We start from the raw sequence: 22,935 nt of genomic DNA, 5'->3' as shown, positions 1-22,935 counted from the left end.
TGGCTTGGATTTTGGTTGCTACTGCCTTATCAATTTCATCTGTAGCGTTAGACTTAATAGATGCTTCCTGACTCGAATTAGCTAACTCTTGTTTTTTGATTAATACATCTGTAAGGAAATTTTTATAATCAGTCGCTGATTTTGTAGGTTCTTTTAATAATTGATCAATTTTTTGCAACTCTGCTTCATAATTCTGCTGAGATTCTGCTGTTTTAAAAGTCTTATCTTTCTCTTCCGTTTCCTTCAGTTTGAGATAGACTTTTTTCAACAGTTCCTTAGCTACTTCCCCTGTGTCTTGTGTCACATGGAAGTCAAGACCAGAGATAGGCAGAGCATAGTGGCGATGCAGTGCTTGGTATCCCATACCTAATCGATCATTGTCAGCAGAACTTATTTTCACAGTATAGTCTGTTACACCTGCTGGTAATTCGATTTCTCTACTAGTAAATTTACCTGCCACTCCATTTGGGGTATAGCCTGCTTGTGCCATTTGATCTTCAATATTTTGCTTATTCAGGGGAGCTCTTCCTTGTATGAATTCCCTCGTGACACTGCTACCATCTGAAGCCTTAAGTACTGTCATATCCGCATTAGTTGTATTATTTTGTGGATCAAAAGTTACATCATACACTGGATTAGTAGATGACGCCGAAGTAAAAACTTGCACCCTATACTTCGCTTTTGTTCCATCAATGTCACCAGAATATCCTGTTTTAAATGTTATTTTAACTTTTGAACCACTGTCTGGTGAATATGCTTTAAAGGTCTTTTGAATACCATTATAGCCTTTAAGACCATATGCTAAACCCCTTCCTAAACCACTCTCTCGATAAGCTTGTCCATTGAAGGTTGGCTCATTTTCACTTGCTTTCGTTCTAACTTCCGATAAGAACAGCATATAATCTGCAGTTCTATCGAGTGCTTGCTCTCTGAGATAGGTCGCAGTTACGTTATTATTAACATTTCTAACGGTATTTATCGTTTCAAGAGGAAAAACACCCTTATCTGTTTTTCTTGCAATAGCAAACTTCCCATTCCCTTCTGAATCTGTTATAGCAGTCCAACCACCAAATTCATTTATATTCTGGACAGTTCCTTTTGCAACACCTGTAGCCGCTCCGAGAGAATCCAATTCCTCAGAAACTTTCTTGTTATTTTCAACCGTATCATCCAAAGCACGAAGTTTTCTAGCAAGCTCTTCTACACTATCATCATCACTTGTGCCTTCAAACACTTGATGTGCAGCTGGATCAGTATCAGTCGTTGTCCCATCTGTTCGGAATGGGTTGTTTCTATCTAGGGCTTGTCCATTACGTGTATCATGTTGTCCTGAGTTTGCTATAGAGTTGGTTCCTGTAGCTTTCTCAGTATTGCTGGCTTTCTTACCGACAGTCGCTTTTCCTTCTGTAGTATCTAGTTTAGGACTTTCCACTTGCGCTTTAGGCTTACTACGTAAACCGCTGTTCGCTGTTGTAAAGAGTCTTCTATAAGCTTTTGTTAACTCCTCTTGACTTTTGGCTGTTGTTAGGGCAAGTTTTGCTAATTCTAAATGTTCTTTAAGGTTTGCGACGCTTTCATCTGTTTTATTTTCATAGCTACCTGAGGCTAATTTAGCATCAATTTCTGCTACGTACTCTTCCAGCTGTTTTTTATCCAGATTAGATGTAGCTTTTTCTTCTACTTCTTCTGTTGCTGAAGCAGAAGCTGGAGTTACGGATGCTACACTTTCGTCAACAGGAGTTGGAGCAGGTGTTTCGTCTTGAACTTTTGAAGCAGGAGCTGACTCCACTGATGTTGAGCTTGAGTCAGCAGGTGTTGGAGTAGTTGTGTCTGCTTGAGCTTTCGGAGCAGTAGTCTCACTGCTACCAGAATTTCCATCCAACTGACTGACTACTGGAGTCGCCCCGTAGGTTCCATTCTGGACATCTGGGTCTTTCAGTGGTGAGCTTTGAGTTCCCTCATTAGTAGGGGTTACACCTTGCTCTGTGGCAGACACTGTCCCATTTCCTGGAAACATGAACAAGGCTGCTACTGCAACACTAGCTGCTCCAAAACTAACCTTACGAATCGAAAACCGCAAGCGTTTTTCTCTATCTTCATTACCTTTATAAAACATATATAAATTTACTCCTTTTCCGATGATTATCGGTTAATATACATCCTGAAGGGCAAATAAAAAGCCCCCCCTAAAATATTTATGTATATTTTAGAGTGGCTTAATTCATTATACTCCTTTTCATTTTATAAATCAATCGTTATGAACTAATCTTTCTATTATGCATTTTATTGTTGAAATATTGACTTCATTTTCTCCTGAAATTTATTTTTTGACCAACCTCAACATATCTACAGAAAGGCGAAGCTGACCTTGTTTGAAAAAATTTTAGAAGAGTAGATTGAAATCAAGAAAACATATAAGAACAACCTCACTCACACTAACAAGACTTAAAATTCAAAAACAAAAAACGAACAAAACAGAATTCTGACTCTCCAGAAAACTAGTTTTATTCGTTTTTTATGTTTAAGTCTAAATTTTTATTTCAAACTCTAATAACTTAACGCACTTCTGCATTGACTTTTTCTTCGAGAGAAGCTTGGATTTTTTCCATGTAGCGTGCGACTTCTTCGTCCGTTAAGCTGTCTTCTGAATTTTGGAAGGTCAAGCTATAGGCCATTGACTTCATACCAAGTCCCAATTTTTCGCCTGAGAAGACGTCAAATAGTTTGATATCTGTCAAACGTTTCACGCCGGCAGCTTGGATAGCATCCACAACTTCTTGATGAGTGACTTCTGCCTTAAGGAGAAGGGCAACGTCACGGCTGACTGCTGGGAATTTCGTGATTTCCACAAATGGAGCAGCTGGTTGAAGGACAGCTTCGATGGCTGAAAGGTTAAGCTCAGCCACATACGTTTCTGGAATATCGTAAGCCTTAGCAGTGACTGGATGCACTTGGCCAAGGAAACCAAGAACTTGGTCGCCGAGTGAAATCATAGCTGTACGTCCTGGGTGGAGGCTTGCAATTTCAGCTGTAGCTGTATAGGTCACTTCTAGTCCCAAGCGAGTAAATAGGGCTTCAAGGATTCCCTTAGCATAGAAGAAATCAACTGGAACTGCTGCTGTTTGGAAATCTTTTTCAGCAACCAAACCTGTCAAGGCAAAGGCAAAACTGTTGATTTCATTTGGAAGTTCTTCTCTTGGATTACCTGTTTGTTCAAAGACTTTTCCAATCTCGTAAAGGGCCAAGTTTTTATTCTTACGAGCCACGTTGTAGGCAACGGTATCAAGGATACCTGAAATCATATTTTGACGGAGGACAGAACGATCCACAGTCATTGGCCACATGAGTTCTGTAAGGTTACTTGGTTGAGCTGTGAACTCAACTGCTTTTTCAGGAATTGTTAGAGCGTAGGTGATGATTTCTGTCAAACCTGCCCCTTCAGCAATAGTACGAACTTGACGGCGGAGTTTTTGTGTAGCTGTCAATTCACCAGCTGTCCCATCGTCTTTTGGAAGACTGGTTGGCAAGCGGTCATATCCATAGATACGAGCGATTTCTTCAAAGAGGTCTGCCTCGATAGTGATATCCCAGCGACGACGTGGGACGCTGACTGTAAAGCTATCTGCATTTCCAGAAAGGCCAAAGCCAAGACGACGGAAGACATCTTCTACATCTGCGTAGGAAAGCTCTGTACCGAGGACACGGTTGACGTCAGCAAGGGTAGAAGAAACTTCCACATCAGAGGTATCAAGTTCACCCGCTGAAACGATACCTTTACGCACCGTCGCACCTGCAAGTTCTGCAATCATGCTAGCCGCCGCATCAAGGGCTTCGTTAACAGTTGCCACATTGATCCCTTTTTCAAAGCGAGAAGATGACTCAGAACGAAGGTTAAGACGACCGCTGGTCTTACGGATTGATTTTCCGTTGAAGACTGCAGCTTCAAGGACGACACGACTAGATTTTTCAGAGATTTCTGTTACTTGACCACCCATGACACCTGCAAGGGCTACTGGCTTGTCTGCGACAGTTATAACTAAGTCATTCACGTCCAAGTCACGTTCTTCACCATCTAAAGTCACCAATTTTTCACCAGCACGCGCTTCACGCACACGGATGTCAGTCCCTTCAAAGGTGTCCAAGTCAAAAGCATGCATAGGTTGACCAAAGTAGAGCAGGATATAGTTGGTCACGTCCACTACGTTATTGATTGGACGGATACCTTCATTCATAAGAAGATTTTGCAACCATTGTGGACTTGGTGCAATCGTCACATTGTCCAAGATACGAGCTGCATAGTAAGGCGCCTTGTCTGTATCAATGCCCACAGAAAGAACATCTGCTGCAGCTTGGTCAGTTTCTGAAAGAGTAAATTCTTTAAAGTTGACTGCCTTGTCATAGATAGCTGCCACTTCGTGAGCCACTCCACGCATAGAAAGGGCATCTGCACGGTTTGGTGTGATAGACAGTTCGATGATTTCATCATCCAAGTCTAGGTATGAGAAGACTTCCTCACCTGGAACGGCATTTTCTGGCAAAATTTGGATGCCATCTGCGAATTCCTTAGGCACAACTGAGTCAGAAATTCCCAATTCGCCAAGCGAACAGATCATTCCAAGTGACTCTAAACCACGGATTTTCCCTTTTTTGATTTTGTAGTTGTCAGCGATGCGAGCTCCTGGAAGAGCCACCATAACCTTGATACCAGCACGCACATTTGGGGCACCACAGACGATTTGACGGGCTTCTTCTTCGCCAACGTTAACCTGACAAACATGAAGGTGAGTTTCTGGCACATCTTCGCAGGACAAGACCTCACCGACAACAATTTTTGAGAGACCAGCAGCAGGTGATTCGACACCTTCTACCTCGATCCCTGTAGTTGACATTTTTTCAGCCAACTCTTGTGATGGAACATCAATGTCCACCAATTCTTTTAACCATTTATAAGATACAAGCATAATTTAGTTCTCCAGAATGACAGTTGCCACTCTAGTTCTTTTCCTTTCCTATCATTTCAATAGAAGAATCATCTTCTTAACTTAATTTCTTTTTCAGTAACCAATCTGTATCTACTTTTTGACCAACCATAAAATGATGTTGGCTAAATTTTTCAAAACCATATCGATTATAAAATGCTTGAGCTTTTGTATTATGCTCCCACACACCTAACCAAGCCCAGGAAAAACTATTTTTTGTAGCAAGTTCCAAAGCGAATTCAAACAGTTGCTTACCAAATCCAAATCCTTGGAATTTTTGTAGCACATAGAGGCGTTGAATTTCAAAAGCATCCTCTAATTCTCTCTCAGTCTGAGCACTTCCCCAGTTGACTTTGAGAAAACCAGCTATCTCCTCTTCATGCATAATGAAATAGGTTTCGGATTCTGGATTTCCCAACTCAGTTAACAAAGTTTTCAGACTATAAGCCTCTTCAAAGTATTCCTGTAACTGCTCTTCCGTATTATCATGAGCAAATGTTTCACGAAAGGTTTGTTTGGCTATTTTAGCCAACACCTCAATATCTGCCTTTTCTACTTTTCTGATTATTATTTAAACTGTTCTGAGAAGCGGACATCTCCTTGGTAGAATCCACGGATATCGTTGATTCCGTAACGGAGCATGGCTACACGCTCTTGTCCAAGACCAAAGGCAAAGCCAGAGTAAACAGTCGCATCGATGCCACTCATTTCAAGGACACGTGGGTGAACCATACCGGCCCCCATAATTTCGATCCAACCAGTTTTCTTACATACGTTACAGCCTTCTCCACCACACTTGAAGCAAGAAACATCCACCTCAACAGATGGCTCTGTGAATGGGAAATAAGATGGACGCAAACGAATTTGACGCTCTTCACCGAACATTTTTTGGACAATCAACTGAAGGGTTCCTTGAAGGTCAGCCATAGAGATGTTTTTCCCAACAACCAAACCTTCGATTTGGTGGAACTGGTGACTGTGGGTTGCATCGTCCGTATCACGACGGAAGACACGCCCTGGCGAGATCATTTTCAAAGGACCTTTAGAGAAATCATGGGCATCCATAGCACGCGCCTGCACTGGAGACGTGTGGGTACGGAGTAAGATCTCTTCTGTGATATAGAAAGTGTCCTGCATATCACGGGCTGGGTGGTCTTTTGGAAGGTTCATACGTTCAAAGTTATAGTAATCTTGCTCCACTTCAAAACCATCCACGACTTGGTAACCCATCCCAATAAAAATATCTTCAATTTCTTCACTGGTTTGTGTGAGGACATGACGGTGGCCAGCCGCAACTGGACGACCTGGAAGCGTCACATCGATACTCTCGCTAGCTAATTGTGCAGCGACTTTCTTTTCTTCCAAGAGCTTAGCTGTTTCTTCAAAAGCAGCTGTCAAGACATCACGAGCTTCATTGACGTGTTTCCCAATGATTGGACGCATCTCAGCAGAGACATCTTTCATCCCTTTGAGGATTTCAGTGAGCGAACCCTTTTTACCAAGGACAGAGACACGCAAATCTTGCATCTCTTTTTCATTTTCAGCAGTAATCTGCTTCAAGCTAGCCAGCGTTTCTTCACGAAGCGCTTTTAATTGTTCTTCAATAGTTGACATAATTCCTCCATCAGTCTCTCGTAGATAAAAAGAAAACCACATGCCAAAAACTCCACTCGGAGCGTTGACACGCGGTACCATCCGTTTTTATCTGACAAGTCAGGCCTTCATTTCTAAATCCATGCGCAAGTGAATTCACCCAGCTTTCATATAGAGAGCTTGCAGTCACGGCTCTCCTCCCTGATATACTTCCCTTGAGTTACTAGTCTTGCGGATTTCTATTCAATTACTACATAGTTTATCAGATTTTGAGTTAAAAAACAAGTTAGATTAGATTAATTTCAATATAAAACTCATTCCTTTTTCTGTTGCTCCATTTTCCACAAATCCAAGCGACTTGAAACACCTCCTAGAAGCATGATTGTAGGTGTAGATTTCCTTGACTCTCAATTCTTTCCATCCTTTTACTCGAGCCAATTCAATCAAAGCACTTAGAATCTTTTTCCCAAGTCCTTGATGTTGGTAAGCGGAATTCCCAATCACAATGGGGAGATTATCCTGAGATAGTGTAACATCTCCAATTGGAAACCATTTCCCCTTCTCCTTGACTTCAATCCAAAAAAGTTCACCATGCTGATCCAAATAGGAATACATGGCTTCCAAAGTTTCTTGACTATAAGGTCTCTTCACACCATCTACGAGGTGAACCAAGTTCACATCCTGATACCAAGCAAAAGCTTTCTCACAATGATTGACCTTATAATAAGGAACAAGACGCAGTGCATTATCTATTTGTAAAATCCGTTTCATCTGCTTTCCTTTTCAATAAGAGAGTTGCTGCTTGATTAAAACCATCACACCAGTTATACCATTTTACTTCATACTCATCTTGAGGTAAGATATGATTTTTTAAATCCAGAACAGAGTAAATTTTTCTTTCTTCGCAAGCTTGCGCATAGAGATGATATAGCTCATCCCCACCATCTCTATCCCACTCAGCAGAAATCGTATCCCTACCTGCCAATAAAGCCTGATAAGCCCTGTGATGCCCATCTGTAATCAACAAGCAATCTCCAAAGGCAAGAATACTGATTGGATCGACTTGGTTTGTTTCTGCCGACTGGTAAAGCATCTGAATATCTTGCAACTTCTTTTCTGATAAATATAGTTGAGTCGGATGAAGATCTGCTATACTGACTTTCATTTCTTTCTCCTCAAAGGAATTTGATACTCACTTCTGCTTACCTTTAAATCGCCATTGGAAGCGGAGCTTATCATAGAAAGGAAATTCGATAAACAAGACTCCCATCCACAAAAGAGACAATAGTTCATACTACTATTACTCTATTTTCATTGCTCTCACAATCGCTAAGGCAGTCAACACAAAAATAAAAAGTGGAATCACTGTGGTTTTTAGGTTTGTAGCACTCGCTAATGCAACGATGAGCATACTAAGAATTCCTGGTACAACAACATTAAACACTCCAAGCACTGACTGTATGGTTCCCATAACTTCCTCTGGAACCATCGAAAATACAAGGTTGAAAATCCGAGGTCCCATCATTCCTACAGCAACTGCGCATAAGAAGACAACTGCCAATAAAAGGAGAAACTGATTGGTCAACCAAGAAAAGAGAATACAGAGATGCATAATTTCTTCAAAGTAAGCAATCATTTTTATGGGAATATTTTTTAAGATACTTCCGCTCAGAAAACTTCCCACAATCGTTCCTGAAAAAATAACCACGGACAAGACTGCAATGGATTGCCCAGTGTCAAGGAAGATAAATGGATGATGGATCAACATCAAGGTCGTTAAAGGGGTAATAATACTTAAAATCACTTGGTTCATAGCTGCAATGAATATTAATTTGATGATTGCTGGAAAACTTGACAATATCTTCATTGAATGGAGGAAATGCTCTCCAAAAGATTTTGCGGTTAATCTTTTACCAACCTCCATCTGTCCCTCAATATCTCTCAAAGAAGTACGAATAAGCACCACACCCAACAGTGCAAAAAGAAAGGTCAAAGCATTCAAACCTACAAACATCTGAAGACTGATAACCCCAATCAAAACTCCACCTATAAGGTTGCTGAGAATATTAACTACACCAGCAGTTGCCTGTCTAAACCCCATAGCATCTGTCATATCATCTCCGATAATCCTCACATACAAAGGAGAAATCATAGCACCCGCAAAATAACTCATGGTATCTGATAAAAGATTGATTCCGCAAATAAGGAGAACCATCCCCATAGAGAAGTTCTTATCCGCTACAAACAGTGTCAATAGAGTATAAAGCAGAAACTTACTTGCCAATATAGCAATATATTTTGCGACACGATTTTTTTGAAAATCGGCAATAACACCTGTGAACAACTGAGAAATCTGTGGCAAAGTCTCCGAAACTGTTATACAAAGAACAGCTAATGAAGCAAATTTATATCCCGATACATACGAAATAAAGGAAATATAAAACAGCGTATCCCCAAATGACGAAACCCATTGATTAATCAGCAACATTCGATAACTTTTATTAGTCAAAAAAGTATTCATTGAATCGCCTCCTTCTTCAGTTCAAAAGGAAATTGAAATTCTAACAGTGCCCAATATATTCCCAAAGTTCCAATACCAAAATCAAAATAATCGTAATTTCGATTCTCACTTTGAAAAACAAGAAGTTCATCATACTTTCTAAAAGACTTAGTAAGAAGCAACTGAACTATATCATTCTTATCTTTATCTCCAAATACATACGCATAAGTTTGTAACAGACTAGCAATGCCATGGCAATAACATGTTTCCATACTCAGGTGGTGGTTAAGAATCACCACTCTAGCCTCCGAAATTAACTTAGAGTATTTTAGAGGTTCGACCAAACAAAGATATAGAATCAACCCTGATAGTCCATCACACCAAGATAGCTCTAAATTATTGTAACTATTTTTATTTTTCAAAATTTCTTGTGATAATATTTTTGCAATTTCTTCTGTAAAAATACTTATTATGGAATCAAATTTCTTACTATCAAATAAAATTTTATATTCATTCAAAACATATGCTATTCCTGCTTTTCCATGAGCAAAACTATAATCAAACAAGGAATTATATTGTGAAAAATCCTGACCGATTTCCTCTTGAAGTTCAGAAATTGCAGTATGGATAAATTCTTCAAGATAGGCGGTTCCTTCCAACTCATAATACCTCATAAGAGATAGCAAAACACCTGCTTTTCCTAAAACAAAATCCTGTTCGCTAATATCATTATAACCTAACAATATTTCACTTACTAGAGTAGTAGCTTTATTTTTATAAAAAATATCACCTGTTCTTTCAAACAATAATATTAAAGCCCATAAAAATCCTGACGCACCAAAATACAATGAATTTTGATACAGATAACTCTTGCTATCTCTTGTTATTTCTATCTTTTGAACCCATTGCTTAACTAACTTCAGTTCAGAAGACGATAAACATTGAGTAACAAATATTATATAACCAGACAGTCCGTGCTGAAAAGATATCGGGTTAACAAATTCTCCAAATTCATTTGAAGGTAAAAGACGACCTGTGCTATCAATATTTTGGGATAAAATAAAATGTGCTATTTTCTCAGATTCCTTTTTAAAATCATAACAACTAACATTAAAATCCACCTCTGACATATCAATATTCAAAATTTCAATTTCATTAATTTTCTTTATTATATTAGTAGATTCTTTCGCTTCACTTAAATTCAACAGATAAATCAACCAGTAATACACACTCTCTGATATATATTCCATATTTTTAGCGATTCGTAACGCTTGTTTTATTTTATCAATACAACTAATATCGTACAGATTGTCTCCCGGCGAAAAAGCTAATGTTCTACCAACCAAAATAGCAAAACTAGTCATGGCTACAGCAAAATAATCTTGATTAATCGAACTCTCAGATAGGTCATTATCTGGATTTACCATAAAAGGGGTTTTTACATATCGTCGTACATCTTTTATCAGAGATACATTCTCTAAATCTATTAAAAATATAGAACCATCTTCTCTATAAATAAAATTTGTAGGCGATAAGTCTACAATCTTATATCCTAAACTATGAATAGAATTAACAATTGATATTAAATTATCTATTAATTTTAATTTTGTTCTATAAGAAAACCTTTCTTCCCCAATTAAATCAAAATAACTATATCCTTCAATAAAACTTTGAACAACAAAATAGTCTCCATCAACTTCAAACTCATCTATAAAGTTTGCCGTATAAAGCTGAGAATCTAATATCTTCAACATATTAGCTTCATTTTTTATCTCAGCGATAGCAAAATGCTTCCCCTCAACATCGTTGCTGACAAAAGGGCGCACTTGTTTCACAATAACTTTTTCCCCAGTATCTTTCTTTTTAGCTCTATATACATTCCCTCTGTTAGATTTTTTTAATATTATTTCAAATTTATAGTTATTTATTAAATGATTCTCAGGTATTCTCCCTATCTCTCCAAATAACTCCTGTTTCTCTTCTGGAGTAAAAAGATCCTCCTTCCAATCAGGTATCACAGGAAAATTTTTACGAACATCTTCTACCCAATTCCCCTCCTCGTTTTTCAACAAATAAATAATTTTGTGATTTTTTTCGTCATATTCTTGTATTTTTTTAAATGAACCAAATCTATAGTGCAGCGGTGAATGTTTTCCACATTGAAAATCAGACAATATTCTTGGAGAAAAATATATAGCAAGTTTCTCACGTAACGCTAATATTATTTCACGAGCTTGCTTATCATTTGCAGGATAAATTGTCATAAATTTATTGGCTATAGGTGACGTTTCTCGTGGAGAGTTAATCTTTTTTAAACTTTCAATATCCTTAACAACTTTAAATGAACATTCAATTTCGCGTAAAAAAGATGCTACTAGTGTAAAGATACTAACCGCATCTTTCATTTGTGAACTTATGTGAATTTTCCATCCCGAATCTGATAAATTCTTATTATAGCCAAAATAAACCCAGTCAGAAGAAACATACTTAACTTTAGAATCAAATTGTTGTATTGAATTCTCAAGAACATCCATTAATTACTCCTCGTATATAAAGAAAGAGAAGTAGACTAACCCACCTCTCCTATATAATTAAACTATCTTAAACTTTCGTAAATAATCTACAATTGATTAAATACATGAAAGCGCCTATTAAACTTGAACTTCTTAAAAATGAACTGTCAAACTATAAAGAATTATGAAATATTTTATATGCAGACATCAACATTTCAATAAGAAGAGGTTCTAAAAGCATTTAAGACTAACCGACTGTAACCGAGCATGTAAAGTCGCATAATCTTTCAACTTGCGTAGGAAGAGGTGCAACTGGTAACATCTCAAGATTTGACAATGTTTCCATGGTAATTCTCCTAATTTTATTTAGAATTCTTTTTCCGGAAAGGAAAATTCTATAAAGCCTTTATAAATATAGTTAAAGAGTTTTTTAGATAAATCTCACAAGCAAAACTTCAACATCCAGATAAATGAAGTCTCAATACACTAATACAACACTTAAGGACTAAATCCTCCATCAGAATCTGATTTATTTTTGAAAGTAAAACTCAATTCTGTTTATGAAGCGATATGTTGGATATCTTTAAAGTGAAATTCCATATGCTGGTCCTGGATCAACTCCTCTAGTTGTTACAGATAAAGAGCCACTTAACACATTAAATAGAAATAGAAGCAATAAAGCAATTAATATACATAGCTTGATAGCTTGACAACTTGAAATCTTTTCATCTTCTAAACCTCCTTAACTATTGACGATATTCTAACACATCAATTTTAGTTTGTCAATAATTTTTATGTAGATTTCTTATTTTTTTTGAAATATGAATTTAAGTTATCTAAAAATACAAATCTTTTTCTTAATCTTCACTTTCCAATAATTTCATTTCCTTCTCAATTTCCATCATCATTCTCTGGTTCTCTTCGTGCTTGTAAAGCTGATAAGATACTTGATAAAAACCTAGTATCCTATCCTTTTCAGCAAATCCCACACTTATATTTCCCAATAAACAATACAAATCTGCTAATCGATAACTACTATTATATCTTTTACAAATAGCTATTGTTTCTGTAATCTCTTCTATAGCTTCAGATGTTTGTTCATTCAACCACAAATATCTACAATAGTTATATCGGAATTTAATCATCAATTCTAATTGTTCCAAATGATGAACAGATAATGACTGGATATTCTCTTTTAAAAGTTGATAGAGCTCCTGATATGTGTCTTCCTGCCCCATATCAAAATAAAAATTAGCCAAGGTATTTCCCAGCTGTAGATAGTAAAAATCAGATTTTTTCAGAGACAACAGTATTTTTTCCAATTTCGCAACTGCCTCTGTTTGATGATTCAGATAATGGAATTGAACTAATGTATCAATCCAGTCTAAATAAATCTGATCTTTAGCAGATAAACGAGCACGTTTAGATTTTTCTAGTTCATAGATGTAATGGAGAGATTCATATTCCCTCTCATCCAAAAACTTCTTAGATAGTTCTTTAAACTTATCAATATTTTCCAAGCTAGAAACCTCAGTCTCTTCAAAGAAATAATTCATGCTCACCTTCAATCGCTTAGATAGCTGAAAGAGTAATTCTGACCCGGGTGAGTATTTACCTTGCTCCATACGGCTAATCTGTCCTTGCTCACAAATCCCCTTAGCCAATTCCTTTTGAGATAATTTTAATTCCTTTCTCTTGTTTTTTAAGCGTGTCGCTAGTAACATGTCCACACTTTATTCCTCCTTGCTTTATTTATTAAAGTACATCAAGTTTCAAAAACATGTTTAAAATATATATTTTATATCCTTATCTTTGTATAATTTTTTATCTTTTTCATCACTTCTGCTTACCTTTAAATCGCCATTGGAAGCGAAGTTTATCATAGAAGGGAAACTCTATAAACAGGACTCCCAAACCCACACAGAGACTGGCAAGGACGTCTGATGGATAGTGAACTCCCAGATAGACCCTTGATACCAACACACTGACTAAGTAAAGGCCAAGGACGATTTGCACGACTTTTCTCCAGACTGGATCTTTCATCCGCTGACTAAGAATAACAATCAAAGTCCCTACCATCAGCGTCACAGCCAGAGAATGGCCACTTGGGAAAGAAAATCCCTTCTCCTCAACCAAGTGTAAAATAGCTGGTCGTGGGCGCTGGTAGATGTTTTTAAAAGTCACGATTAAAAGACCCGCTAAAGCCAAATTCCCCAGCATAAAGAAACTTTCTATCTTCCATTTCTTACGATAAAAGATAAAAGCTACCAGCATAACCCAAGTGATAATTACTGGGATATCAATCAAGCGTGTGATGGCTCGGAAAAGAATAGTCAAGTAATCTGGTAAGTCTCCTCGAACACCAGTCTGAATCGATTGGTCAAAACCGACCAGCGTTTCAGGGTAAAATTTGACCATATAGCCAAGAATAACGAAAAGTAAAAGGGCAAAACTGCCCTTCATTAAAAATGTTTGTTTATCTCTCATAATGTTTTAAGGTTGGTTTCAAGAGAATATACAACAACCAGAATGAAACGGAAAAGATTATACCCTCAATCAAGTTAAAAGGTAATACCATAGTCATTAGGTAGTTGGAAAGTCCCAAAATTTTACCAATATCAAAGTTAGCAAACTTAGCGTACAAAGGAACAGCGTAAACATAGTTGAGAACCAACATAGCCACGGTTAAACCAATAGTCCCAGCTAGAGAGCCTAGTAGGAAACGAAGGGTTGTCCGTTCCTTTTTCCAAATCAAAGCAAATACGATGACAAAAACTCCCAAAGCTACGATATTCATTGGCAAGCCAATGTAAGTATTCACTCCCTGGCTGTTAAGAAGCAATTTCAAGAGTGAGCGAAGCAAGAGAACTCCTAGAGCAGCAGGCAAATCCATGACCACCAAGCCCACAAGGACTGGCAAGATACTAAATTCAATCTTGAGGAAGGACGCCGTTGGTAAAAGCGGAAAGTCAAAGTACATCAGCACAAATGAGATGGCTGATAAAATCGCAATGGTCGAAAGTCGACGTGTGTTTGTCATAACAGGTTCCTCCAATTTTCTATAAAATCAGAAGAAGCTAGAAAGGATTCCTCTATCTATTCTCACTTTTTATATCCCAAAAGTTCCCTCTCACTCTATTAAGGAAAATTAAAGCAAGCGGTTACAATTCGGCTATAAATCTATCAGAACAGACAAAGCTATTCTTTCGTCTTCTCCCATCCAGACTATACTGTCGGTTGTGGAATCTCACCACATCAGCTTGCGCTCGCGGACTTATTTGGCTAAGATATTTTAGATTTATCTAGGCGTCGCAGTCGAAGATAATACTTAAAGTATATCGAGACAAGACAACGACGAGAAAACTAAAATAGATAGTCAAATTTACCGCCGGTCGGGAATTTCACCCTGCCCTGAAGACTCTTTTATCATAACAAAAAACGCTTGCAAGCGCAAGCATTTTGTTCATTTTCATTTTCATTTTTTATTTCAATTTATCTGCTTCATAGGTATGAACGAGCTCAAGACCTGCAAAGTTCTGCTGGCGGAGGGCTTCGTAGACAATCATGCAGACGGTATTAGACACATTGAGACTACGGACATGTTCATCATTCATGGGAATACGGAGAGCCTTTTCAGGATGTTCTCGCATAAAGTCCTCCGGCAAGCCCTTGTCTTCACGTCCAAATAGAAAATAATGGTCCTCGTCAGTCGATAAATCCACATCAGAATACACTTTCTCAGCAAATTTTGAGATCAGATAGAGTTTGCCCTTCATCTGAGACATGAAATCCTCCAAACTCTCGTAAAAATAAATCTCTAGTTTATCCCAGTAATCCAATCCAGCTCGCTTCATCTTGCGGTCATCAATAGGAAAGCCCATAGGCTTGATGATGTGGAGGGGAGAATTGGTCGCAGCGCAAGTACGCGCGATATTGCCCGTATTTTGTGGAATTTGGGGTTCAAATAATACAATGTGATTTGTCATGACTTGCTTCCTTTCACCATTGCAAAAAAATAGCCACACTGCCCGGAGTCAAGCTCAGCAAACAGCGTGGTTAAGGCATCGTTAACTTACCTCACAACAGGTTTGAAGTAAATCAGCGAAACTACTTTCTTAGTATAACACTTTCAGAATCATTGTCAATAGAAACGACTTGATTTTTTCAATTTTTTCAAGCTATTTCCAAGGGTTGTAAAATCGTCCCTGATTCTGCAAGATAAGTAGTAAACTAGTTACTAAAAACAAGGCTGCCAAGAGCAAGGTAAGATAATCTCCTTTTTTCAAGGCCTGATAACTATACCAAGTACGATTTTTCTCTTTCCCAAAGCGGCGAAGCTCCATGGCTGTAGCGATGGTATCAATCCGTTCTAGCGAGCTAAAAATCAAGGGAGTAATAATGCGTAGATTACCTTTGATTCGTTGCATGAGAGAAGCTTTCTTGGATAATTCCATCCCACGCGCTTCCTGAGACATCTTGATGGTAAAGAATTCTTCCTGCAAATCTGGAATATAGCGCAAAGTCAGGCTGACGGAATAGGCAATCTTGTAAGGCACACCAATTTGATTTAAACTGGAAGCAAACTGACTAGGGTGGGTTGTCATCAAAAAGATAATAGCCAGAGGAATGGTGCAAAGGTACTTAATGGCCAGATTTAGCAGATAAAAGAGCTCTTGACTGGTCAGAGTGTAGGCACCGATTCCCTGCCAAATCACACTCCTCTCTCCGTAAAGTCCAACCCCATACTCGGGAGAAAAGAGATAGACCATCAAGACGTTTAAAACGGCAAATACCGTCGCAAAAACGGCTACAAAGGAAACATCTTTAAAACGGATTTCTGATAAATAGAGGAGAAATACCGAAAAGATGGCAATCAGAACAAGCAGTCTGGTATCATAGCTAATCATGGCAGCCAATGACACGAGAATGAAAAAGAGGAGTTTCCCAGCACCTGACAAGCGATGAATCACAGTATCTCTATGCTGGTAACCGATTAATTTAGCTTGCATCCTTCTCTCCTTTCTTTGTAAAATGCCGTTAAAGCAAGTGGATCCACGTCTAGTTTCTTGGCCAAGTTAAAGATTGAAGTTTCTTTTAGGTTGGCTTTTACTAACATCTCAGGATTGCTCAACAGACTAGCTGGATCAGTATCGGCAATCAATCCCCCGTCCACCATGACAAGGGCTCGGTCTGAATAATCCAGCATCAATTGCATATCATGGGTAATCATGACAATGGTATGACCTTTTTGATGCAGTTCTTCAAGAAATTCCATAATCTCAGTATAGTTCTTCTGGTCTTGACCTGCTGTCGGTTCATCTAAGAGGATAATTTCAGCCCCCAAGACCAAAATCGATGCAATAGTAACACGTTTTTTCTGACCAAATGACAGGGCAGAAATAGGCCAATTACGGAATTCATAGAGGCCACAGATTTTCAAAGTTTCATAGACTCTCGTTTCAATTTCCTGCTCGTCCACACCTCGCAAACGAAGTCCCAGAGCCACCTCATCAAAAATCATGTTGGTCGAAATCATTTGATTGGGATTTTGTAGCACATAGCCTACTCGTTCCGCCCGCTCTGCAACAGAATCTCCTTTGATATCCTGTCCTTCCCAAAGATAGCGACCTTCAGTCTGAATAAAGCTACTGATGGCCTTAGCAAGGGTTGATTTCCCTGCTCCATTTTTTCCGACAATGGCAACCTTTTCACCCTTTTTAATATCCAGATGAATGGATTTTAAAATCGGTCTATCATCATAAGAAAAAGACACGTCCTCTAATCTAAAGAGTGACTGCAATTCTGGGGTTTCTTTTACCAGTTCCGTCCGCAACTGAACCTGACCTTTTGAGATAGACAAGTTGTCCAAATTTGCTAATTGTTCTTCCTTAGCTAAATCCACACCTAATTGACGTAAAGTGGTTAGATAAAGGGGTTCTCGAATTCCATTTTGGGTCAATAAATCAGTCGCCAGTAGCTGGTCAGGGCTCCCATTAAAGAGGATACGACCATCGTTTATCAAGACAATCCGATCCACAGGACGATGCAGAACGTCCTCCAAACGGTGCTCGATAATAAGAGTCGTCGTTCCCTCTTCCTTATGAATCTGGTCAATCAATTCGATAATATCCTGACCTGACTTGGGATCAAGATTGGCGAGTGGCTCATCAAACAAGAGAATCGGACTCTCATCAATCAAGACACCAGCTAGACTGACTCGCTGCTTTTGTCCACCTGACAAATCCTGAGGACGCTGAGCCAGTAAAGGGATAAGGTCCAGCTTTTCAGCCCATTTATGAACACGACCTTTCATCTCATCTAGGGCTGTCACATCATTTTCCAGAGCAAACGCCAAATCCTCTGCCACGGATAAACCGATAAACTGCCCATCTGTATCCTGCAAAACCGTGCTGACTAGATGAGATTTATCGTAGATGCTCATATCAAAAGCTGCTTGCCCCTTGATCAAAAATTCTCCAGACTTCTGCCCCTTGTAAATATTGGGAATAATCCCATTCAAACACTGACCCAAGGTAGACTTACCTGACCCAGATGGACCAACAATTAAGACTTTCTCTCCCTTGTAAATGGTCAAATTCATCCCTTGCAAGGTCGGTTCTTGTTGTGTTTCATACCGGAAAGAGAAATCCTTCCACTCAATTATAGCTTCTTTCATCTTACTCTCTTCATTCGCTTCTTAGACTTCTATTTTATCATAAATCGAACCCTTCTTGCAGTCTCTTCTCTTAAAATCTTAGCGCCAAAAAGATTCCTATCCTAGCTTACTTGCCTAACTAATCTATAAACATCGAAAAAGACTGGTTGCCCAGCCTTCCCCATCATTTTAGTCCTTTTTCAAACTTCCTGCACGAGTTTGAGTTCCTGCATAGGCAAGCAAGAGAAGAGTTCCTGCAATAGCTACAGATACACCATTAGCAATTCCCGCAACAATTCCTTGTGCGAATACTTTTTCTGCCGCTTCTTGATAAATCACAACATCTCCAAGTGGTGCCAAGACACCCCAAACAAGAGCATTTGCAAGTAGTTGAATGAGGTTAAAAATAAAAATATCTTTCCAGTCAAAGACACCATTGATCACTCGAACGTACTTTCTAAAAAGTCCCACAACTAAACCAAAGAGGCCGCTAGCGATAATCCAAGTCCACCATAGACCATAGCCAGCAATAGCATCCTTAACAGCATGACCAATCAACCCGACAAACAAACCGATAATCGGTCCAAAAATAATAGAAAGTAGCGCTTGTACCGCATACTGAAGCTGGATGCTTGTATTTGGAACAGGGGTCGGAATATTGATCATCCCGATGACGACAAAGAGGGCAGCGCCAATTCCGACAGCAACAACTTGTTTAATTGTAAATTTGATTTCCATACTATTTATTCTCCTATTTTATCCTTCTATTTTCTTTATTTCAATGGTCCAAGATGAACCGACACCCATATTATAGGCCTTGGCAAAGGAACCTTGGTTAATTGCCAGACCTAAACGATAGAGAGAGTTGATGTAAAGGATGGGTTGCCCAATTCTCACATCCGCAAATGACTTGCCATAAACAACCTGATTTTGATAGACCAGCATATCAGCGTGATAGATAGTCACTTCAAAACGGTCACCAAATTCTGGTTCCAGCTTGTAAAACTCTTCTCGCGTGATAGAGGTCCAAAGCGAACCAAAACGCACATCCAGAATATCAATAGCTCCCTTCACCAGATGATCTTCAATGATGGTCTCTACGACTGGAAGCTCTACAATCTGATCCACACTGAGCTCTGGCCCCACTTCCTCAAAACTAATGTGACCGCTGGCTAGTTTAGCACCAGTATAAGCATAAACATCACGACCGTGGAAGGTATAAGAATGCTCTGTATTTTGACGTCTATTGGCCACCTCAGAAATCTCACGAATGGCTAGAATGCCAACGTGTTTCTTGATAAAAGAAAGAGTTCCATTGTCTGGCGTGACAATATATTGATTTTTTGCAGTCTTGGCAACTACACTCTTACGTTTCGAGCCGACACCTGGATCGACCACCTATACAAATGTCGTTCCCTCAGGCCAGTAATCCACCGTCTGAAAGAGACGATAGCTCCCCTCAAAAATATTATATGGCGTGATATCGTGCGTCAAATGATGAATTTTTAAGGTTGGAGATTCTTCTAAAGCCACTCCAATCATAGCCGATACCGCACCATCAACCAGACCAAAGTCTGATTGTAATACCAGTAAATTATTATTCATTTTATCTCCTTGTATATCCTTTATCATACCATATTTCAGAGAAAGGTGCTAATAACTATTTCAATTGATTAGGGTATAGTTTTACCTTATAGCAAATTTCCTACTAAAAACTCTGGTGATTAGCTAGTAGGTGCATTTTTTCTTGAAAAAAGGTATGATAGTTACATCATGAAAAAGTAGGTTTTGTTATGAAAATTATCCTTGTCGGAGGGGGAAAAGTTGGTTTTGCCCTCTGTCGCTCCTTGGTTGCAGAAAAGCATGATGTTTTGCTGATTGAGCAAAACGAAGCTGTCCTCAATCATATTGTCAATCGCTTTGATATCATGGGTATCCTTGGTAACGGGGCCGATTTTACCATCCTTGAGCAAGCCAGTGTCCAGGATTGTGATATCTTTATCGCCCTGACTGAATACGATGAAGTCAACATGATTGCAGCCGTTCTAGCCAAAAAAATGGGAGCTAAAGAGACCATCGTTCGGGTGCGGAACCCTGAATACTCTAACTCTTATTTCAAGGAAAAGAATATTCTAGGTTTTTCTCTTATCGTTAATCCTGAGCTCTTGGCTGCCCGTGCTATTGCTAATATCATTGACTTCCCCAACGCCCTCTCTGTCGAACGTTTCTTTGGTGGACGGGTCAGCTTGATGGAATTCACTGTTAAATCCTCCAGCGGTCTTTGCCAAATGCCCATTTCTGATTTTCGGAAAAAATTTGGCAATGTCATTGTCTGTGCGATAGAGAGGGATCATCAAATTATCATTCCAAGTGGTGACATGACTGTACAGGATAAAGACAGAATCTTTGTCACTGGTAACCGTGTTGATATGATGCTCTTCCATAATTATTTCAAGTCTCGTGCCGTGAAGAGCCTTCTCATCGTCGGTGCAGGTAGAATTGCCTATTATCTACTAGGTATCCTCAAAGACAGTCGTATCGATACCAAGGTTATTGAAATCAATCCCGAAATCGCTAGTTTCTTTAGCGAGAAATTCCCAAATCTTCATATCGTCCAAGGAGATGGTACTGCAAAAGATATCCTGCTAGAAGAAAGTGCTCAACACTATGATGCCGTTGCGACTCTAACAGGAGTCGATGAGGAAAATCTGATTACTTCGATGTTCCTTGACAAGGTAGGTGTACAGAAAAATATTACCAAGGTCAATCGTACCAGTCTCCTCGAGATTATCAATGCGCCTGATTTTTCAAGTATCATCACACCTAAAAGCATTGCTGTAGATACGATTATGCACTTTATTCGTGGTCGTGTTAATGCCCAGTATTCAGACCTTCAAGCCATGCACCATCTAGCCAATGGCCAAATCGAAACCCTGCAATTCCATATCAAGGAAGCCAATAAAATGACTGCCAAACCTCTTTCTCAACTGAAATTGAAAAAAGGGGTTCTTATTGCAGCCATTATTCGAAAGGGTAAGACTATTTTCCCAACTGGGGAGGATATGTTGGAAGTTGGAGACAAGCTCCTAGTAACAACTTTGTTGCCAAACATCACCAAGATTTATGACTTGATCGCGAGGTAAGAAATGAATAAAAGTATGATTCGCTACCTCCTTTCAAAGTTACTTTTGATTGAAGCCGTTCTTCTTTTGGTTCCTGTGTCTGTCGCTGTCTATTACCGTGAATCGAGCCAAGTCTTTACAGCCCTCTTTACAACGATTGGGATTCTCGTATTACTAGGCGGTTCAGGAATTTTACAAAAGCCAAAAAATCAACGGATTTATGCCAAGGAGGGAGTCTTGATTGTTGCACTCTGTTGGATCCTTTGGTCCTTCTTTGGTGGTCTCCCCTTTGTCTTTGCTAGACAAATTCCCAGTGTTATAGATGCCTTTTTTGAGATCAGTTCTGGCTTTACAACTACCGGAGCAACTATTCTGAACGACGTTTCGGTTCTCAGTCGTTCCCTCCTCTTCTGGCGAAGTTTTACCCACTTGATTGGAGGGATGGGAGTGCTTGTTTTTGCACTTGCTATTATGGATAATGCCAAGAATAGCCACCTAGAAGTGATGAAGGCTGAGGTTCCTGGCCCTGTTTTTGGCAAGGTTGTATCCAAACTCAAAAATACTGCCCAGATCCTCTATCTCCTTTACCTAGCCCTCTTTTCCCTCTTTGTCATCATCTATTATCTAGCTGGTATGCCCCTATTTGATAGTTTTGTCATCGCCATGGGAACAGCAGGTACAGGAGGTTTTACAGTCTATAACGATGGAATCGCCCACTATGGTAGCTCACTGATTACCTATCTAGTTAGTATCGGAGTTTTGGTTTTTGGGGTAAATTTCAATCTCTACTACTATCTCATGCTCCGTCGTGTCAAAGCCTTCTTTGGTGACGAAGAACTTCGTGCTTACTTGATCATTGTACTGCTTTCTACAGGCTTGATTAGCCTTAATACCCTCTATCTCTACCCAGGATTTTCCAAGAGCTTTGAAATGGCCTTCTTCCAGGTTTCCAATATCATTACGACGACTGGTTTTGGATATGGAGACATTACCAATTGGCCCCTCTTCTCCCAGTTTATCCTCCTCTTCCTCATGGGAATCGGTGGTTCTGCTGGTTCAACCGCAGGTGGACTCAAGGTTATTCGAGGCCTCATCCTTTCAAAAATTGCCAAAAACCAAATTTTGTCAATCCTATCGCCCCATCGTGTTTTGACCCTCCATGTTAATAAAACGGTGATTGACAAAGATACCCAGCATAAGATTCTCAAGTACTTTGTCATTTATTCTATGATTTTGCTAGCGCTTATCTTTATTGTCAGCCTAGATAGCAATGATTTCCTGGTTGTGACCAGCGCTGTCTTTAGCTGTTTCAATAATATCGGGCCTATTCTAGGAACCACTTCTAGTTTCTCAATCTTTAGTCCTATCTCAAAAATTCTCCTCTCCTTTGCAATGATTGCAGGCCGCTTGGAGATTTACCCAATCCTACTTCTCTTTATGAAGAGAACTTGGTCTAAGAGATAAAATACAACCACACCTTGTAAACCTACAAAGTGTGGTGTTTTTATTTTCAAATACTTCCCGAAACTCTACAAGTAACTTTGAATCCTTGTCAGACATTTTAGTGCCTGAC

The 22,935-nt window shown here is 39.1% G+C and carries 17 protein-coding genes, 2 pseudogenes and 1 riboswitch; of the genes and pseudogenes, 2 read left to right on the top strand and 17 right to left on the bottom strand.

Translation table 11 applies throughout. The features are described 5' to 3' along the window. The 17 genes and pseudogenes from SMSK597_RS0101970 to SMSK597_RS04240 all read right to left on the bottom strand — a co-directional run. On the bottom strand, nt 1–2,116 hold a 2,116-nt coding region (locus tag SMSK597_RS0101970; RefSeq protein WP_000499441.1), incomplete at its 3' end, for a YSIRK-type signal peptide-containing protein. Nucleotides 2,117–2,555: 439 nt separating this feature from the next. Next, complete coding sequence (gene pheT / locus SMSK597_RS04310; protein WP_000961529.1) at nt 2,556–4,961, bottom strand: phenylalanine--tRNA ligase subunit beta; 2,406 nt, start codon at nt 4,959–4,961, stop codon at nt 2,556–2,558. A gap of 76 nt (nt 4,962–5,037) precedes the next feature. Further along, nucleotides 5,038–5,547, bottom strand: coding sequence for a GNAT family N-acetyltransferase (locus SMSK597_RS04305; RefSeq protein ID WP_025169654.1), 510 nt, complete (start codon nt 5,545–5,547; stop codon nt 5,038–5,040). Next, a complete protein-coding gene (gene pheS / locus SMSK597_RS04300) occupies nt 5,547–6,593 on the bottom strand; it encodes a phenylalanine--tRNA ligase subunit alpha (protein ID WP_000103741.1) in 1,047 nt (348 codons plus the stop codon). The genes SMSK597_RS04305 and pheS overlap by 1 nt, the downstream gene beginning before the upstream one ends. 270 nt (nt 6,594–6,863) lie before the next feature. Then, the gene (locus tag SMSK597_RS04295; RefSeq protein WP_025169653.1) at nt 6,864–7,313 is read right to left on the bottom strand and encodes a GNAT family N-acetyltransferase; all 450 of its coding nucleotides are present in this window, start codon (nt 7,311–7,313) and stop codon (nt 6,864–6,866) included. Nucleotides 7,314–7,317: 4 nt separating this feature from the next. Beyond that, entirely contained in the window at nt 7,318–7,737 is a 420-nt protein-coding gene (locus SMSK597_RS04290) for a hypothetical protein (protein WP_000868604.1), read from the bottom strand. 27 nt (nt 7,738–7,764) lie between these two features. Beyond that, a pseudogene (locus SMSK597_RS13190) lies at nt 7,765–7,842 on the bottom strand (phosphatase PAP2 family protein); the annotation flags it as partial. Between the two features lie 30 nt (nt 7,843–7,872). Then, nucleotides 7,873–9,093, bottom strand: a complete 1,221-nt coding sequence (locus SMSK597_RS04285) for an MFS transporter (RefSeq protein ID WP_001091364.1) — start codon at nt 9,091–9,093, stop codon at nt 7,873–7,875. Next, nucleotides 9,090–11,606 (bottom strand): class III lanthionine synthetase LanKC N-terminal domain-containing protein, encoded by a 2,517-nt coding sequence (locus tag SMSK597_RS12615; RefSeq protein ID WP_000382763.1) that lies wholly within the window; start codon nt 11,604–11,606, stop codon nt 9,090–9,092. The genes SMSK597_RS04285 and SMSK597_RS12615 overlap by 4 nt, the downstream gene beginning before the upstream one ends. Nucleotides 11,607–12,442: 836 nt before the next feature. Next, nucleotides 12,443–13,315, bottom strand: coding sequence for a helix-turn-helix domain-containing protein (locus tag SMSK597_RS04275; RefSeq protein ID WP_004237388.1), 873 nt, complete (start codon nt 13,313–13,315; stop codon nt 12,443–12,445). Between the two features lie 106 nt (nt 13,316–13,421). Beyond that, on the bottom strand, nt 13,422–14,072 hold the full coding sequence (locus SMSK597_RS04270) for a phosphatase PAP2 family protein (RefSeq protein WP_033631262.1): 651 nt from the start codon (nt 14,070–14,072) through the stop codon (nt 13,422–13,424). Further along, nucleotides 14,062–14,625 (bottom strand): ECF transporter S component, encoded by a 564-nt coding sequence (locus SMSK597_RS04265; RefSeq protein WP_000185850.1) that lies wholly within the window; start codon nt 14,623–14,625, stop codon nt 14,062–14,064. Before SMSK597_RS04265 ends, SMSK597_RS04270 begins: the two co-directional genes overlap by 11 nt. 164 nt (nt 14,626–14,789) lie before the next feature. Continuing rightward, nucleotides 14,790–15,008: riboswitch (FMN riboswitch) on the bottom strand. A 59-nt stretch (nt 15,009–15,067) separates the two neighbouring features. After that, nucleotides 15,068–15,571 (bottom strand): tRNA (cytidine(34)-2'-O)-methyltransferase, encoded by a 504-nt coding sequence (locus SMSK597_RS04260; protein WP_000181381.1) that lies wholly within the window; start codon nt 15,569–15,571, stop codon nt 15,068–15,070. Between the two features lie 192 nt (nt 15,572–15,763). Continuing rightward, nucleotides 15,764–16,594 carry an energy-coupling factor transporter transmembrane component T family protein gene (locus SMSK597_RS04255; RefSeq protein ID WP_001148093.1) on the bottom strand — a complete coding sequence of 277 codons (831 nt, stop codon included), beginning with the start codon at nt 16,592–16,594 and terminating at the stop codon, nt 15,764–15,766. After that, nucleotides 16,579–18,261, bottom strand: coding sequence for an ABC transporter ATP-binding protein (locus SMSK597_RS04250; RefSeq protein WP_000656556.1), 1,683 nt, complete (start codon nt 18,259–18,261; stop codon nt 16,579–16,581). The genes SMSK597_RS04255 and SMSK597_RS04250 overlap by 16 nt, the downstream gene beginning before the upstream one ends. A gap of 168 nt (nt 18,262–18,429) precedes the next feature. Further along, on the bottom strand, nt 18,430–18,978 hold the full coding sequence (locus SMSK597_RS04245; protein WP_000403159.1) for an ECF-type riboflavin transporter substrate-binding protein: 549 nt from the start codon (nt 18,976–18,978) through the stop codon (nt 18,430–18,432). Between the two features lie 18 nt (nt 18,979–18,996). Next, nucleotides 18,997–19,845: pseudogene (locus SMSK597_RS04240) on the bottom strand (SAM hydrolase/SAM-dependent halogenase family protein). A 188-nt stretch (nt 19,846–20,033) separates the two neighbouring features. Here SMSK597_RS04240 and trkA point away from each other — a divergent pair. Both trkA and SMSK597_RS04230 read left to right on the top strand, forming a co-directional pair. Continuing rightward, nucleotides 20,034–21,383, top strand: coding sequence for a Trk system potassium transporter TrkA (trkA, locus tag SMSK597_RS04235; protein WP_000691697.1), 1,350 nt, complete (start codon nt 20,034–20,036; stop codon nt 21,381–21,383). Between the two features lie 3 nt (nt 21,384–21,386). Then, entirely contained in the window at nt 21,387–22,826 is a 1,440-nt protein-coding gene (locus SMSK597_RS04230; RefSeq protein WP_004237381.1) for a TrkH family potassium uptake protein, read from the top strand. The last annotated feature ends 109 nt before the right edge of the window (nt 22,827–22,935 follow it).

Source organism: Streptococcus mitis SK597, from assembly GCF_000148545.1.
GTDB lineage: Bacteria > Bacillota > Bacilli > Lactobacillales > Streptococcaceae > Streptococcus > Streptococcus mitis_C.
The sequence above is the reverse complement of the archived record's forward strand: the minus strand, read 5'-3'. Positions and strand labels throughout refer to the sequence as shown.

Excerpts from the sequence above, each read along its gene's own strand:
- pheT (WP_000961529.1), bottom strand. The coding sequence starts at position 4,961 with ATGCTTGTATCTTATAAATGGTTAAAAGAATTGGTGGACATTGATGTT.
- pheS (WP_000103741.1), bottom strand. The coding sequence starts at position 6,593 with ATGTCAACTATTGAAGAACAATTAAAAGCGCTTCGTGAAGAAACGCTG.
- SMSK597_RS04290 (WP_000868604.1), bottom strand. The coding sequence starts at position 7,737 with ATGAAAGTCAGTATAGCAGATCTTCATCCGACTCAACTATATTTATCA.
- SMSK597_RS04285 (WP_001091364.1), bottom strand. The coding sequence starts at position 9,093 with ATGAATACTTTTTTGACTAATAAAAGTTATCGAATGTTGCTGATTAAT.
- SMSK597_RS12615 (WP_000382763.1), bottom strand. The coding sequence starts at position 11,606 with ATGGATGTTCTTGAGAATTCAATACAACAATTTGATTCTAAAGTTAAG.
- SMSK597_RS04270 (WP_033631262.1), bottom strand. The coding sequence starts at position 14,072 with ATGAGAGATAAACAAACATTTTTAATGAAGGGCAGTTTTGCCCTTTTA.
- SMSK597_RS04265 (WP_000185850.1), bottom strand. The coding sequence starts at position 14,625 with ATGACAAACACACGTCGACTTTCGACCATTGCGATTTTATCAGCCATC.
- SMSK597_RS04260 (WP_000181381.1), bottom strand. The coding sequence starts at position 15,571 with ATGACAAATCACATTGTATTATTTGAACCCCAAATTCCACAAAATACG.
- SMSK597_RS04255 (WP_001148093.1), bottom strand. The coding sequence starts at position 16,594 with ATGCAAGCTAAATTAATCGGTTACCAGCATAGAGATACTGTGATTCAT.
- SMSK597_RS04250 (WP_000656556.1), bottom strand. The coding sequence starts at position 18,261 with ATGAAAGAAGCTATAATTGAGTGGAAGGATTTCTCTTTCCGGTATGAA.
- SMSK597_RS04245 (WP_000403159.1), bottom strand. The coding sequence starts at position 18,978 with ATGGAAATCAAATTTACAATTAAACAAGTTGTTGCTGTCGGAATTGGC.
- trkA (WP_000691697.1), top strand. The coding sequence starts at position 20,034 with ATGAAAATTATCCTTGTCGGAGGGGGAAAAGTTGGTTTTGCCCTCTGT.
- SMSK597_RS04230 (WP_004237381.1), top strand. The coding sequence starts at position 21,387 with ATGAATAAAAGTATGATTCGCTACCTCCTTTCAAAGTTACTTTTGATT.